This is a genomic window from Streptococcus wuxiensis (genome assembly GCF_040888245.1).
GTDB lineage: Bacteria > Bacillota > Bacilli > Lactobacillales > Streptococcaceae > Streptococcus > Streptococcus wuxiensis.
In genome coordinates this window covers 143,663-157,132 of sequence record NZ_JBFNFE010000002.1, presented here as the reverse complement: position 1 = coordinate 157,132, position 13,470 = coordinate 143,663, and the positions used below count along the sequence as shown (strand labels likewise).

The window sequence follows — 13,470 nt, the reverse complement described above, 5'->3', positions numbered from 1 at the left end:
GTTCTAGAAAGGAAACCTTATGGGTCGTACCAACAAAGATGCCTCTGAGAGACATTTTCAGGATGAATTTGTCAGAGAATTAACCAAATTCAGATGGCAAGCTCCAGATAAACTGAATGGTAATCTTCATAAAGTGACTGTTCAGGATTTGATTGAAAACTGGAGAAGTGAACTCAATCGTATTAATGCTGATGTCCTAGAAGGAGTAGCATTAACAGATAGTGAGTTTGAGCAAGTTATATCCAAAGTCAATCAAATCTCTAACAGTTATGAAGCTGCCAAGATTTTATCCATTGAAGGTTCAACTGGGAAGATTGATGGGATTTATCGTGATGATCATCCAGAAGTGACAAGAAAACAAATTACTCTAACCATTTTGAAAAAAGCGCAAGTGAGTGGTGGAGATTCAAGCTATCAAATTGCCCGTGAAGTATCAACACCCAACGGAAATCGTTTTGACCTTGTGCTCTTAATAAATGGACTTCCTTTGATTAATATTGAACAAAAACGAAGTGACAAGAGTCTAGATGAAGCTTTCGGTCAATTCAAACGTTATTATGCAGATGGAGAATACACCAATAACTTCATGGCCTTCTCTCAGATGATGGTCGTGACAACAGATATTGAAACTCGCTATTTTGCGACGCCTAAATCCATCAATGATTTCAATCCTGCTTTCGTTTTTCACTGGTCAGTAACCCAAAAAGGTCAAGATAATGGGAAACACTTGGGGCAACGTGTATTAACGGATTATAGAGAAGTCATTGAACACTTCTTAATGGTACCGATGGCCCATCAGATGGTGGGAGACTATCTCATTATTGATGAAGATCCTGACAATGAAGAAAATCGTCGCCATATGTTGATGCGCCCCTATCAGGTTTATGCTCTGCAGGCGGTCGAAAAGGCAGCATTTGGTTGGGATAATCCAAGTAAAATCCCGCATGGTGGCTTTGTATGGCACACAACAGGTTCAGGAAAAACCATTACTAGCTTTAAAACTGCTCAGTTCTTAGCTACTAGAACTGAGTTTGATAAAGTAGTATTCCTACTGGACAGACGAGATTTAGATGAACAAACTGCAAAAGCCTTTAAAGCTTATTCAGTCTATGAATCAGTAGAGGTCGATGGGACTAAGAGTACTTATCAGTTAAGAAAACAGCTCATGTCTCCAAAGAGCGGGATTGTAGTAACAACTACCTTTAAATTGAGTATATTGGTAAAAGAACTCCTTGAGGCTCAAGATACTAGTTTATCAGATAAGAAGATTGTCTTTATCATCGATGAAGCCCATCGGACAACAATGGGCGACATGATGGGACAGATTAAAGAGTATTTCTTTAAAAATAGCTTGTTCTTTGGTTTTACTGGAACTCCTTTATTTGATGAAAATAAGGTTAAAGGGAAGATTAATGAACGTAGTGAAGTCATTAATACCACTGAAAAACTGTTCGGCCCACTCTTACACCAATATACAATTGATGAAGCTATTGCAGATGGAAATGTCTTAGGTTTCCATGTCGACTACCTCAATACAGGTGAGTTTAGAAGTTATGAAGATCTTCGTGATCAACTAATTGATATTTTAGTTAAAAGGTATCCAAATAAAGAACAAAGAGAGATTGAACGACAAGTTCAACAATGGACTGAACTGGAAGTAGAAAAGAACGCTGTTAAAGAAGGTCTATTATTTTATCAAGATAAATATCATATTCCAAAAGTGGTAGATGAAATCCTATCTGGTTGGAATTCGCAATCTCAACAGGGAGAATTCAATGCGATTCTAACAGTTGCATATAAAGAACGTGTTATCAATTATTACCACGAATTTAAGAAGCAAATTACTGAAAAATTCCAGGAAGGTGATGCGAAACCTAATGTCGTAATGACTTTTAGTTTTGGAAACGAAAATGACCCTGACAATGTCGCTAATGAAGTTGTCGAGGAAATGTTTGAGGATTATGCTGGAATTACTGGCATCAAGTTCTTAGTTGGTGATAGAAATCGTGGTGAGAATGCCTATTTTGAAGATATTACTGCTCGTGCGAAACGAGGAGGAAGTGGCAGAAATCCTAAAAATATCGATATTTTAATAGTCGCAGACCAACTACTAACGGGATACGATGCCAAACGCTTAAATACTCTTTATGTGGATAGAGCGCTAGAACTTCAGAACTTGATTCAAGCTTATTCTCGTACGAATCGTGTATTCGGTTCCTCTAAGGAGTTTGGAACGATTATCAATTTCCAATATCCAAGAATAACAGAATCTCTAGTGAATGATGCCCTTCGCCTATATGGAAGTGGTGGGAAAAACAGTATAGTTCTAGTCAAAAAATATTTCGATGCAGTAATTGAATTAGCTGATAAATTTGCTTATTTAAAAGATGAGTTAGAAGATCCTACAAATTGGGCGTCTATTAAACATGATGAGGAGAAAAAGGCACTCTTTAAAAAAGGATTCATCGATGCAGCAACCCAGTTAGGCAAAGTAAAACAATATTATGAATTTTCTTGGGATGATGAAGCCTTTGGGATGACAGAGCATACATGGCTACAGTATGTAGGTGCTTATAAAAATCTATTTCCAAAAGAACCGAAACCGCCTGGAATATTAATTGATAATATTGTTGGGAATACAAAAATTCAAGGAACACAGGTTATTGATGCCCAAAGCATTTTTACGCTAATTGATAAGAAGACATCAAGTAAGGATGGAGTGTTAGTTATCAATGATAATAACCTAATTTTGATATTGGAACAAATACAAGAACTCAGTAATTTAGGAGAGAATGAATTAGCCGAGTCTCTTAAAATCTTTATTGATGAAGAATTACGTCCAGGGCATTTATCTGCAGACACAGACTTTGACACTGCCTTTAATGCATGGCAGGCACAGAGACAAATGAATTTTGTAGAAAAATTTGCGTCTGAGTGGGGACTGGATAGTCTACTATTAGCTAAATCACTAAAAGCTTATGACTTGAAGAAACCAGATGAAATTCCATTCCGTGAAGATATCGTCAAAACACTCGATGCAACTAAAGCAACAAATCAATTTGCAGGAAACAAACTTAAACTCAACATGGAATTGAATAAAGTTCTTCCAAATTGGATGCAAGAAGTGAAGCTGAAGTATAAGTGATTATATGAATTTAATAAATAAGGATTAAAGTAATATGAAAAACATAATTTCAAAAATGGTTGATTACTCTTGGTTAGGTTCGTGGGCAATCTGGGAAAATGATAAGGGTGAAGAAGGATTTTCTAAAAGTACAGATATCAGGGAAAATATAGACTTTAATAAGTATGAAAAAGAATTACAACAGAATAATTTTGTGATTTTGGCTATGAATCCTGGCGGAGAAAGCAATCTTAACAATTTAAACAATTTATCAAGAAAGAAACAAGTTACTAATCCTTGGAATAATTTCCATAATAAAGGAAGAAGTAATGATCACTTTCTTGCTTCCGCATTCAATAAAAGTAAATTACGTGGTTCCTATATAACAGATTTTTTACCGATAATTGGTAGCGAAAGTAATAAAATTTCAGAAATCATTAATGATTTAGAAAAAAATAACAAAAAAGTCCTAGAAAGATTCGTTAGAGAATTAGATACTGAAATATCTACTTTGCTTCCAGATTATGAGGAGGTTAATTTGATTTGTCTAGGAGAGAAAGCTGCAAGTTGGGCGAAAAAATTTCTATCAGATGAACAAAGTAGATTTAGTAACCTTGAGAAAAAATATAAGGTATATCAAATATATCACTACTCTTTCTTCGCAAGTACTGCTAGAAAAAAATATGCTGAAAAGCATAACATTGAAAACAATTATTCGATCATTGTAAAACACCAATTAAATGAGCAAGGGTTGAAAATTTAGATATGAAGATTGTAATAGTTTTTAGCTGTAGTTTTATAAAAGGAGAAATTTTATGAAATTTAACATAGTTATTGAATACAATGTAGAAAACGTTAATGATAAAGAACTCAATAAAGATATTGAGTTTGAATATCATAATCGTATCTATAAAGAAGATGGTGAGAAAAAAGCGAAAATATATTCTGACGCTGTAAAATTTAGAAAAAATAAAATTGAGATTGAATGTAAACGTACCACAGCAATTGATTTAAATAATTGTTGGAAAACAAAAAGAAGCAACTTTAAAAGATGTATAGTATCATCATTATTTTATGTCTATAATTTTTATAGACAGCCGATAGAAATTAAATCAATTATAATTAGTGATGGTAGTAAGAATAAAATTGCTATCCCATTTGTTCAAGAATTTGTGACACCACTTCCAGATAGTTTTGTTATTGATGAAAATATTAAATATTTATTTAAAATGATCAGCCACAAGGAAGTCTCGGATGTAATATATAGAGTTCTTCATTCACAAGTGCTATTTAATAAAAATAAAGATTTTTACAATGCCTATCGTTCTTTTAATACCATGTATACTTTTTATTATACTTTTCACAATAAATTTATTAATAAAATAAGTAATAAAAAGGTCGACAAAGATGCAATAATATGTTTACTACAATTAAAAAATATTGAGTTAAGTTTAACAAATTCAATTTCTTTTTCAGAAAGTTTTTTTGTAAATAATACTGATGAATTATTCAAACTAGTTCTTGTTTGGCTTATAAGTGAAAATGTTGAGAAAAATAGCTTCCAAGGTATAATAGGTAATCAATGTTTTAAATATGAGAACAAACATGTTTTAGAGTTATTGAAGAAAGTCTTAGAGAGTTATTATCAAGTTACTGATAATTATAACTCTGTTTTAGATGACTTCGAGAAAAGATATAAGAAAAAGAAGGAGTCTTGCAAAATCAATTTTTTACAACTGATTGCTCTTTATGCTCAGCATAGAAGGAACAAACTTTTACACGGTGAACATGTTGATCCTACATTTTTAATTCCTGACGTGAATGCTGATATTCTAGCCTATATCTCTGATATTGTATTTCAAGTTAGCATTGATTTAGTTAATAATATTGAGAAGAATGATTTTAGTGAAGCCAAGATTTTTTAAATAATATAAGTTATTTAATAATTTAATTAGAGTATAAAGAAAAAGGAAGTACCTATAAATAAAACTAGAATAAAGATGTAATCATTTTTAAATTATTACATTTTAATTAAAAATCTAAAAACAGGAGTATAAATTATGGTTTTGGAAACAGGCTTAAAGGTTGTAATAAGAGTGTACTACTCAAAAGCACATAAAGAGTTTTTGCAAACGGGTTATTGTGTTAAGGTTAATCAAGAAGAATTCAAGGATTTAGCTGGGATAAGCTGTAAGGATGAGAGTGTTGCAAAATTTGATACATTGAAAATAGCAGCGAGCGTTATACAAAGAAGCTTTAAAAACACCCCTGATATAAGATATGTTCCAATGTATGAATATGATGCTATTTGGTTAGATGAAAAGGAGAAAAAATTTAATAAATAGAATTAATGAAACTAAATTGAAGAAGCACTATCAGGTATGACATAAATTAACGTTAATTATGGATTAGAATAAGCATTTAATGAAACTATTTTACAAAAAGACCATTAAGAGAGCTCTTAATGGTCTTTTGATATATAAAACATTTTAGGTATCGAAAACTAATTTGAGCCCAGATAAGTAAATAGTTGTTTTTGTCAATATTCTTGGATAAAAATATCCTAATTTCTCCAATCTCTTAATCCTTCTTGAAGTTTAAGTCTAATCTTCTCAAATCTAGCTTTAGCTGTTTTATCGTTTATACCTAGTTCGGCGGCCAATTGTCTAAATGACTTATTATTCTCCACACGTTCTACAAAAAGTTTATATTCGCTAGGGCTTAAGCCCTTTAATGCTTTATATAGCATTGAATTTCTCTCTGTTTCCATTAAATTGTCTAATGAATTAGGAATACTATTTGGAATTAGGTCTATTAATTCAGTGTATTTTCCATCATTTGAAACGATCTTATTCAGACTAGTTAAATGATAACGAGAATCTTGTCGAAGTGAGTTTTCGAATTCTTGATCTAGAAGTTTCAACACGGTATCCCAGTCGTTTTGCTTTTTAGCTTGAAGTATTTTTTCTTCTCGTTTATTAATAATTTTTGACATTTTCTTGTCCTTTCCATAAGTGGTATAAAACGACGAAAAGAAACAAGAAAACATTGACCTTATATGACGGAGGAACAATGAATTTCACATGTCTCAATCCGCCTTTAGTAGTGGGTCAAACTTAAAATAATGGAGAAAGAATATCTTAATCTTCTTTCATAGATACAAACCTCCTTCTTATAAACGCGGTATTGATCATTAAAATTAGACACGAAAAAAAGGCCAACAATCTTTCTTTTGTTGGCCTTTTTCCTATTTATTGAAGATTCGAGAGCGCACTAAAAACACTTCCAATAGTTATTGTTAAAACATTGGTTTATTGGTCTATGAGCACATTATAATATAGAAGTGACAACTCTCTATATCTTCTCTGATATTCCTCCACTCTAATAATTAGAGCTCTATTTTCTTAAAAATTCCTCCTGCTCTATCTCTAGAGCTTTCACTGTAAGTATATAATCTAAAAAATTATATACAAAAAAGACCGATAATTTTTTCTTATCGGTCTTTTTTTCCTTACTTATAAAATAAAAGAGAGTACACAAAAAACATATCTAACAGTCACTTTTTTGACTGAGACTTAGTAATTCTTAGCCGCAATAGCTCTCTATATATTTCTATATTTCCTCCTGCCCTAGGTGGAAGAAGCCTAGGGTTTCTTATAGATTCATTATATCAGAACTAATAAGAATTGCAATATAAAACAGTTGACAACTTAATGACAAAAAAAATAATTTTAAAATTTTTTTCTAAATACCTCCGAATTTAATTAGAAATTGTCCTTATAGATAAGGAGGTGGTTGTTATGATTGTTTAATAAAATAAATCGAAGAATATGACTGGAGTACAATAAATAAGAAAGAGGTACATTACATGAAAACAAAAAATCGAAAAAATGGTTATTCAGCTAATACTGCAAAACAATATGTTGATCAAAAACAAGCAATTCACTGCTTGAGCACTGAATTTGAAGCACAAATCAAGTTTGAAGATGGTCAGCCAACTGGTGAGATTATTGGCCACAAAGCTTGGTTCTCACAGAAAGGATTGCCGCCATTCCAGGTTAAATTCGAATCTGAAGTAACTCTTCCATCGTATCTAGCAATGGTAGACTTTGATGGATTAGAAGCCTGTGAAGTTGGCTATAATGTCTATTTCCGTGCCAATAACATCAAAGAGGTCAAATAATGACTGATAAAGAGCTTGCCCAATACTTGCTCCAATCCCTAAATATGGGGCTTGGCAGTATTATGCAGGGAGAAACTAGCTATACTAACTCTTTTACTATAAAAAATATGCAAAATGGTTTTTTATTTATCCCACGATTACCGGCGGGATATATCATTGACGATGAACTTTATCAGAAAATTTTTCTGATTGCTAATGCTGCTCTCTACCCACGATACACAGTTCTTAAACAGAACTCTGCATACTTTCTTGCTCTTGAAACCGATGATATCCATGTTCAAAGAGGTTTGTTTTTCCCTTGGAAAGAAGGAATTTCTGAAAGGCTTATAATTTCGGATTTGGATCAGTTTGTTTTGAAAGAAAAAAAACATAAGATTCCGATTATGAAGAATCTAACTCTGGATTTTAATAAAGTAACTTCTGTAGCTATTGCAGGAAATAGTGGATCTGGGAAATCTTATGCTCTGACGTACTTTCTTAGCTTACTGAAAAATTTTTCGGACTTAATTATTGTCGACCCCAAATTTGATACACCATCAAGATGGGCTCGTGAAAATGAGATTGAAGTCATTCATCCTCAGCGCAATCGTTCAAAGTCTGATTTTGTATCAGAGATAAATGAAAATTTAAGCTCATGTTTGAATCTTATTCAAGAACGTCAAGAAATTCTCTATGACAATCCTGACCAAGAGTTTAAGCATTTAACTATTGTAATAGATGAAGTTCTCGCACTTTCTGAAGGGGTTAATAAAACGATAAAAGAATCTTTCTTTTCACTACTATCCCAAGTTGCACTTCTCGGACGAGCGACCAGAGTACATCTTTTATTAGTTAGCCAGCGTTTTGACCACAATACAATCCCGGTTTCCGTTAGAGAGCAACTGAATGTGTTGATTCAGATTGGAAACATCAATAAGAAGACAACACAATTTCTGTTCCCGGACCTTGATCCAGAAGGGATTGTGATTCCTATTGGCAAAGGTACCGGTTTGATACAAATCATTGATAATGAGCATCCCTATCAAATTCTTCCCCTGCTCTGTCCGACTTATTATACAAAGAAAGGTATTTTATGAATATCAAAAAGAATTTCTTTCAGAGAAGTTTTAATATTACAGTGACGATACTTATGTATGGCTTGTTTTTCCTTTGCTTGACAATTGGTCTTAGATTGCTGCAGGATTTGATGGCAAATGCTCAAAGTACATACTTATCTCATCTGTTTGATGCGATAAAGCAATGGGCTAGTAAAGGTGAGTACTATACAAATATTCTAGCAATTTTATTACCGTTAATCGCAGTATTTCTCATTATAGTTGAGTTGATTTTACGTGCTATTTATGACAAACCGAGTAATTACTTTAGATCTGCTTATCAAACACTGCGCCTCATTCAGTTTTTGAGACAAGACGAGAATTCTCAACTAGCCTTTTCAATCGATAATTCATCTACTGTAACCAGGTTCAATCCTATTCTTAGAAAATTCAATAGAGCTACATCTAAGTGCGTTGTTGATGTAAGAAAAGATTCTGTGACGATTTTGATTAAGTATCCAAAAACCCAGCAGTCTCAGAAATTACTAAGAGAAATGGAAAACTATATCAAAGAAGAAATTTCTAGTCGCAATCCAGAATATTATTTTTCTGCACCAAATAGGCAAGGTAATAAGCTCTGGTTTAAATCTACAAAAAGATAAAATGTTGGCGGTACTCGGTTCACGTAGTGAGGGCCGAAAGTACTGCCTTATCATGCAATCTAATTGACAGAACCAATGGGACTACTACGACCCATTGGTTCAATAATCAATAACCACACTAATTGCAGAAAAATTGAAAATGATTTTTGAAAGGAGATATTCATGGTCAAAGATAAACGTTCGAATAAATGGGCATTTCTGATTTATCAAGAAAGTACACCGGAAAATTATCTTGATATTCTAGAGGAAATGCATATTCCATTTGTATTGAGTCCTTGGCACGATAAGGATGTAAATAAAGCAACAGGAGAATTTAAAAAAGCGCATAAGCACGGAGTCCTATTTTTCGAATCACTTAAAAGCTATACGCAGGTCTCAGAGTTACTAACTGCAAAACTGCATGCACCTTCTCATGTAGAAGTAGTCATGTCACCAAAAGGTATGTATGATTATTTCATACACGCAGAGAATCCTGATAAAACACTCTACAATATCGATGAAATTGAATCAGGTTGTGGTTTTGAATTGGAGAAATTTCTAATCACTAACAATAACGAACAATTTCTTTCAACTGTGATTGATATTATCGAAGAACACAACTTTATTGAGTTTAACAATCTTGTTAGATATGCACGAGTTGAGAACCCCTTGCTTTTAAATATAATCATAAATAAAACATATTTCTTCGCAAAATATCTCGATTCACGTAGACACTCAAATCATAAAAAGGAGAGTGAACAATGACGAATAATGAACTTATAAAATTGAATCAAATCGAGCAGATTTTAAACTGTTTGCTGGCTTTGATACAGAAACAGGAAAATACTCAAAATCATGCAAGTATACTTACTCAGAAAGAGCTGCTTTCGATACTTAAGATTTCACCAAACACATTGAAGTCGTGGGAGAAGACAGGGCTCAAGCGTTTAGAACCACCAATCGAGGGGACTCGTACAGTCTACTACAGAATGGAGGATGTGCTGACTTACTTAACTCCTTAATTCTAAGAAATGTGCTAAAATAGTAATATCACATGAAATAGTGTGAGGTTGTTATTTTAGCCTTTTATATATCCGAACGTGAAAGGCTACTATGCAGAAAGAAACTATCATTCACAACAATCGAAAAATCATTAAAACTACTAAGAGTAACGGAACTATTAGCTATACGCAACGTGGTGTGTATATTGGTGTAGACGTTAAAACAGGGAAAAAAGTTACATCATCTATTACTGCTAAAACTCTGAAAAGTCTGGATAGGAAAATTATTCAAGCTCGGATTGATTTTGAAGCGAAAGGCTCAACTCTAAAAGAGACCTTGTTGATTAATAACTTCGAGGAGTTAGCTGAAGCCTGGTTTGTCAGTTTTGTAACTTGGGTCACTTCTCAAAATACCATCAATCGGGTTCGAAGCTACCTTGATACCTATATCATCCCTAAGTTTGGAGAATATAGGCCTGAAGAGATAAAATCTGCAGATATTCAGATTTGGGTTAATAAATTAGCTCAGCAATCTAAAAAGTCTGTTGAATCAGGTGTTAAAAAATCCAAAAAGGGACACGCAAAAGATTTCGGTGCAGTTATCTATAAGCTTAGTGATATTTTTGATTATGGAATCACGAATTTCGAACTTTCTCATAATCCAGCTCGAACAGTAAAAATCCCTCCAAAACCGAAGGTGGTAAAGGAGAGAATCATGGTTTTGCATGGAGAGGACTTGGCTACTTGGCTGAACTATCTTGATACTCTTCCAGACACACGAGCTAATCGAAGATTTAAAGTTATCTGTGATACACTATTAGCTTCTGCGCTTCGAATCAATGAACTTCTTGCTTTATCAATCCATGATCTCGATTTTGATTCCAATGAAATCATCGTTAACAAGACGTTGATGTGGAAAGCTGGGAATAAGAAACTTGGGATTAAGGGTGAGATTGTTTGTAAGAACAGTGCCAAAACTGATTCTGGTAACAGAAGAGTTGCAGTCCCGAGACAAGTCTTAGATGACTTGAAAGCTTTTCATGCTGAGATGAGTGATTACTTTATGAGTCATGATTTACCAACTGTGGACTTAATTTTCCCTACAATTTACGGGAACTATATGTGTGACAGAAATGAACGTGCAACGCTTAAAAAGCGTTTGACTGAATTAGGACTACCAAACTATGGATTCCACCTTTTCCGTCATACACATGCTTCTTTGATGCTGAATGCTGGCGCAAACTGGAAAGAACTCCAGATAAGAATGGGGCATAAGTCGATTAAAACAACAATGGATACTTATGCTGAATTGGCACCGAAAAAGAAAGCAGAAGCAGTTGAAATCTACCTCAAAGAAATTGCAAAATTGACGGCTTAGCAAAATGACTACATTTATGACTACATTTTCTATAGAACAATCTAAAAACGTTGATATAACAGCGTTTAAAGAGTGCTAAAATAACATTCACAACCTTTACAGAAGTGAAGTAAGCATTCAATACAAATTAATACATAAGAAAAACGCTGATTTTAAGCGTTTTTTCTTTTTTCCAATTTCAATACATTTCACTATATTTCAGTTCAATCTCTACCTTTTTCTCTACCTTTTTTAGATAAATATATCATCTGGATATTGAAGTTAAGCCCTGCTATCATTTCGATGGCAGGGCTTTTTAATGTTTGGTACACTACCTTCTTATCTATATTTTGATGGAGCTGAAGTTGACATCTACAAAGTTTAATGTTAAAATACATTCAAAAATATATTTGAATGAGGTATTTTATGGTTCAAAATGTTGTTACTTCAATAATTCTGTATTCTGGGACTGCCGTAGACTTACTTATTATCCTAATGTTATTTTTTGCAAAAAGAAAAAGCAGAAAAGACATCATTAACATCTATTTAGGACAATTTCTAGGCTCTGTTAGTCTAATATTGCTAAGTTTACTTTTTGCATTTGTCTTAAATTATATTCCTAGTAAAGAGATTTTAGGTTTGCTCGGTTTGATTCCAATTTTCCTAGGACTCAAAGTTTTGCTTTTAGGAGATTCTGATGGAGAAGCTATTGCAAAAGATGGTTTGCGCAAAGATGATAAAAACCTGATTTTTCTAGTCGCTATGATTACTTTTGCAAGTTGTGGTGCTGACAATATTGGTGTTTTTGTCCCATATTTTATTACCTTAAATTTAGCGAATTTGATAGTGGCTTTACTTACCTTTCTAGTCATGATTTATCTCTTGGTTTTTTCTGCCCAAAAATTGGCACAAGTCCCTTCTGTTGGAGAAACTTTGGAGAAATATAGCAGATGGTTTATTGCCGTTGTCTATTTAGGATTGGGGATGTATATCCTGATTGAAAACAACAGCTTTGACATGCTAAGAACTGTGTTCGGCTAGGAGAAAAAATTATGAAAAAAGATAGTATCTGCCAAGTGGATGTTATTAATCAACAAAATGTTACAACCGCAACGAACTACTTTGAAAAGGAAAAAGTCCAAAAATCACTTCGCATTTTATCAAAGTTTACCGATAATAAACAGATAAATATCATTTTTTATCTCCTTGCTGTTGAAGAACTCTGTGTCTGTGATATAGCCTGTTTACTAAATCTCAGTATGGCATCTGCCTCCCACCATCTTCGTAAACTAGCCAATCAAAACATCTTGGATACTAGAAGAGAGGGGAAAATTATATATTATTTTATAAAAGATGAGGAAATCAAAGACTTTTTTAATCAACTAGGATAACAACTATTTTTACTACTTTACCATTCACTCTACCTTTTATTATGTAGCATTCTAAAAACATTGATGTACCAACGTTTCTAACAGCTAAAATAGAAATTATTTAATCTTTTATAGAGGTTAAATAGTGGGTCATTACGTTTCATTAGAAACGAAACAACCTTGATTTAACGCGATTGTTGAATTTTTCAATTTCAATGTATTGCAATAAAAATTAACTGAATGACTACATTTTTTGTGAAATAAATTAGATGTTCGGATATAGAGAAAACGCTCTAGTCACAATGACTAGAGCGTTTTTGTATTGTTTTAAAATTTATTAAAGCACATATTCGTGAGCATATAATTTGAGTGCGCTCTCATATTTTGATATACTATATTTAACCCAGATATATAGGGGTAATGAAAGGAGGCGCATATTATGTTGTGGTCCATTATTGTAGGAGGCTTTATCGGCCTTGCAGCAGGGGCAATCACTAAAAAAGGTGGCTCAATGGGAGTAATTGCTAATATATTTGCCGGTTTAATCGGTTCATCAGTAGGTCAATCACTCCTTGGTACTTGGGGACCTTCACTAGCTGGTATGGCTATCATTCCATCTATTGTTGGTGCGGTGATTGTAGTTTCTGTGGTATCGTTCTTTTTGGGTAAAAAAGGTTGATTTTATACTCGAAAGCAGACTATAGTTTTTAATTTATAATGACGGGTAAAGCTATGGTTTGTTGCACTAATTGAAAGGATT

15 protein-coding genes are annotated in these 13,470 nt (G+C 33.2%); 13 read left to right on the top strand and 2 right to left on the bottom strand.

Annotation, left to right across the window (positions count from 1 at the left end; translation table 11 throughout):
• Positions 1 to 19: 19 nt before the first annotated feature.
• The 4 genes from AB2B47_RS03545 (at position 20) to AB2B47_RS03530 (ending at position 5,469) form a co-directional block, all read left to right on the top strand.
• A complete protein-coding gene (locus AB2B47_RS03545; RefSeq protein ID WP_320693643.1) occupies positions 20 to 3,145 on the top strand; it encodes a type I restriction endonuclease subunit R in 3,126 nt (1,041 codons plus the stop codon).
• Positions 3,146 to 3,179: 34 nt separating this feature from the next.
• A complete protein-coding gene (locus AB2B47_RS03540; RefSeq protein ID WP_320693642.1) occupies positions 3,180 to 3,887 on the top strand; it encodes a hypothetical protein in 708 nt (235 codons plus the stop codon).
• A gap of 52 nt (positions 3,888 to 3,939) precedes the next feature.
• Entirely contained in the window at positions 3,940 to 5,049 is a 1,110-nt protein-coding gene (locus AB2B47_RS03535) for a hypothetical protein (RefSeq protein WP_320693641.1), read from the top strand.
• A 135-nt stretch (positions 5,050 to 5,184) separates the two neighbouring features.
• Positions 5,185 to 5,469: a hypothetical protein gene (locus AB2B47_RS03530; RefSeq protein WP_320693640.1), complete on the top strand. Its 285-nt coding sequence runs from the start codon at positions 5,185 to 5,187 to the stop codon at positions 5,467 to 5,469.
• A 218-nt stretch (positions 5,470 to 5,687) separates the two neighbouring features.
• Here AB2B47_RS03530 and AB2B47_RS03525 read toward each other — a convergent pair whose 3' ends face one another.
• A complete protein-coding gene (locus AB2B47_RS03525) occupies positions 5,688 to 6,119 on the bottom strand; it encodes a sigma-70 family RNA polymerase sigma factor (protein ID WP_320693639.1) in 432 nt (143 codons plus the stop codon).
• A gap of 873 nt (positions 6,120 to 6,992) precedes the next feature.
• Here AB2B47_RS03525 and AB2B47_RS03520 point away from each other — a divergent pair.
• The 6 genes from AB2B47_RS03520 to AB2B47_RS03495 all read left to right on the top strand — a co-directional run bounded on the left by AB2B47_RS03520 (position 6,993) and on the right by AB2B47_RS03495 (position 11,361).
• Positions 6,993 to 7,307, top strand: a complete 315-nt coding sequence (locus tag AB2B47_RS03520; RefSeq protein WP_153225144.1) for a hypothetical protein — start codon at positions 6,993 to 6,995, stop codon at positions 7,305 to 7,307.
• A complete protein-coding gene (locus AB2B47_RS03515; RefSeq protein WP_320693638.1) occupies positions 7,307 to 8,383 on the top strand; it encodes an ATP-binding protein in 1,077 nt (358 codons plus the stop codon). Before AB2B47_RS03520 ends, AB2B47_RS03515 begins: the two co-directional genes overlap by 1 nt.
• Positions 8,380 to 9,003 carry a hypothetical protein gene (locus AB2B47_RS03510; protein WP_414170503.1) on the top strand — a complete coding sequence of 208 codons (624 nt, stop codon included), beginning with the start codon at positions 8,380 to 8,382 and terminating at the stop codon, positions 9,001 to 9,003. Before AB2B47_RS03515 ends, AB2B47_RS03510 begins: the two co-directional genes overlap by 4 nt.
• Positions 9,004 to 9,165: 162 nt before the next feature.
• Complete coding sequence (locus tag AB2B47_RS03505; RefSeq protein WP_320693637.1) at positions 9,166 to 9,747, top strand: replication protein; 582 nt, start codon at positions 9,166 to 9,168, stop codon at positions 9,745 to 9,747.
• On the top strand, positions 9,744 to 10,004 hold the full coding sequence (locus tag AB2B47_RS03500) for a helix-turn-helix transcriptional regulator (RefSeq protein WP_320693636.1): 261 nt from the start codon (positions 9,744 to 9,746) through the stop codon (positions 10,002 to 10,004). The genes AB2B47_RS03505 and AB2B47_RS03500 overlap by 4 nt, the downstream gene beginning before the upstream one ends.
• A gap of 91 nt (positions 10,005 to 10,095) precedes the next feature.
• On the top strand, positions 10,096 to 11,361 hold the full coding sequence (locus tag AB2B47_RS03495) for a tyrosine-type recombinase/integrase (RefSeq protein ID WP_320693635.1): 1,266 nt from the start codon (positions 10,096 to 10,098) through the stop codon (positions 11,359 to 11,361).
• A 203-nt stretch (positions 11,362 to 11,564) separates the two neighbouring features.
• Here AB2B47_RS03495 and AB2B47_RS03490 read toward each other — a convergent pair whose 3' ends face one another.
• Positions 11,565 to 11,738, bottom strand: a complete 174-nt coding sequence (locus tag AB2B47_RS03490; RefSeq protein WP_320693634.1) for a FanG protein — start codon at positions 11,736 to 11,738, stop codon at positions 11,565 to 11,567.
• A gap of 28 nt (positions 11,739 to 11,766) precedes the next feature.
• On the opposite strand from AB2B47_RS03490, the gene AB2B47_RS03485 reads away from it, so the two are divergent.
• The 3 genes from AB2B47_RS03485 to AB2B47_RS03475 all read left to right on the top strand — a co-directional run bounded on the left by AB2B47_RS03485 (position 11,767) and on the right by AB2B47_RS03475 (position 13,389).
• Positions 11,767 to 12,381 (top strand): CadD family cadmium resistance transporter, encoded by a 615-nt coding sequence (locus AB2B47_RS03485; RefSeq protein ID WP_006152989.1) that lies wholly within the window; start codon positions 11,767 to 11,769, stop codon positions 12,379 to 12,381.
• Between the two features lie 11 nt (positions 12,382 to 12,392).
• Positions 12,393 to 12,731 carry a Cd(II)/Zn(II)-sensing metalloregulatory transcriptional regulator CadX gene (gene cadX / locus AB2B47_RS03480; protein WP_261274324.1) on the top strand — a complete coding sequence of 113 codons (339 nt, stop codon included), beginning with the start codon at positions 12,393 to 12,395 and terminating at the stop codon, positions 12,729 to 12,731.
• Between the two features lie 418 nt (positions 12,732 to 13,149).
• The gene (locus tag AB2B47_RS03475; RefSeq protein WP_006149342.1) at positions 13,150 to 13,389 is read left to right on the top strand and encodes a GlsB/YeaQ/YmgE family stress response membrane protein; all 240 of its coding nucleotides are present in this window, start codon (positions 13,150 to 13,152) and stop codon (positions 13,387 to 13,389) included.
• The last annotated feature ends 81 nt before the right edge of the window (positions 13,390 to 13,470 follow it).

Coding starts and splice junctions, on each gene's coding strand:
- AB2B47_RS03530 (WP_320693640.1), top strand. CDS start 5,185: ATGGTTTTGGAAACAGGCTTAAAGGTTGTAATAAGAGTGTACTACTCA.
- AB2B47_RS03485 (WP_006152989.1), top strand. CDS start 11,767: ATGGTTCAAAATGTTGTTACTTCAATAATTCTGTATTCTGGGACTGCC.
- AB2B47_RS03495 (WP_320693635.1), top strand. CDS start 10,096: ATGCAGAAAGAAACTATCATTCACAACAATCGAAAAATCATTAAAACT.
- AB2B47_RS03520 (WP_153225144.1), top strand. CDS start 6,993: ATGAAAACAAAAAATCGAAAAAATGGTTATTCAGCTAATACTGCAAAA.
- AB2B47_RS03525 (WP_320693639.1), bottom strand. CDS start 6,119: ATGTCAAAAATTATTAATAAACGAGAAGAAAAAATACTTCAAGCTAAA.
- AB2B47_RS03515 (WP_320693638.1), top strand. CDS start 7,307: ATGACTGATAAAGAGCTTGCCCAATACTTGCTCCAATCCCTAAATATG.
- AB2B47_RS03505 (WP_320693637.1), top strand. CDS start 9,166: ATGGTCAAAGATAAACGTTCGAATAAATGGGCATTTCTGATTTATCAA.
- AB2B47_RS03535 (WP_320693641.1), top strand. CDS start 3,940: ATGAAATTTAACATAGTTATTGAATACAATGTAGAAAACGTTAATGAT.
- AB2B47_RS03500 (WP_320693636.1), top strand. CDS start 9,744: ATGACGAATAATGAACTTATAAAATTGAATCAAATCGAGCAGATTTTA.
- AB2B47_RS03540 (WP_320693642.1), top strand. CDS start 3,180: ATGAAAAACATAATTTCAAAAATGGTTGATTACTCTTGGTTAGGTTCG.
- AB2B47_RS03545 (WP_320693643.1), top strand. CDS start 20: ATGGGTCGTACCAACAAAGATGCCTCTGAGAGACATTTTCAGGATGAA.
- AB2B47_RS03490 (WP_320693634.1), bottom strand. CDS start 11,738: ATGTATTTTAACATTAAACTTTGTAGATGTCAACTTCAGCTCCATCAA.
- cadX (WP_261274324.1), top strand. CDS start 12,393: ATGAAAAAAGATAGTATCTGCCAAGTGGATGTTATTAATCAACAAAAT.
- AB2B47_RS03475 (WP_006149342.1), top strand. CDS start 13,150: ATGTTGTGGTCCATTATTGTAGGAGGCTTTATCGGCCTTGCAGCAGGG.
- AB2B47_RS03510 (WP_414170503.1), top strand. CDS start 8,380: ATGAATATCAAAAAGAATTTCTTTCAGAGAAGTTTTAATATTACAGTG.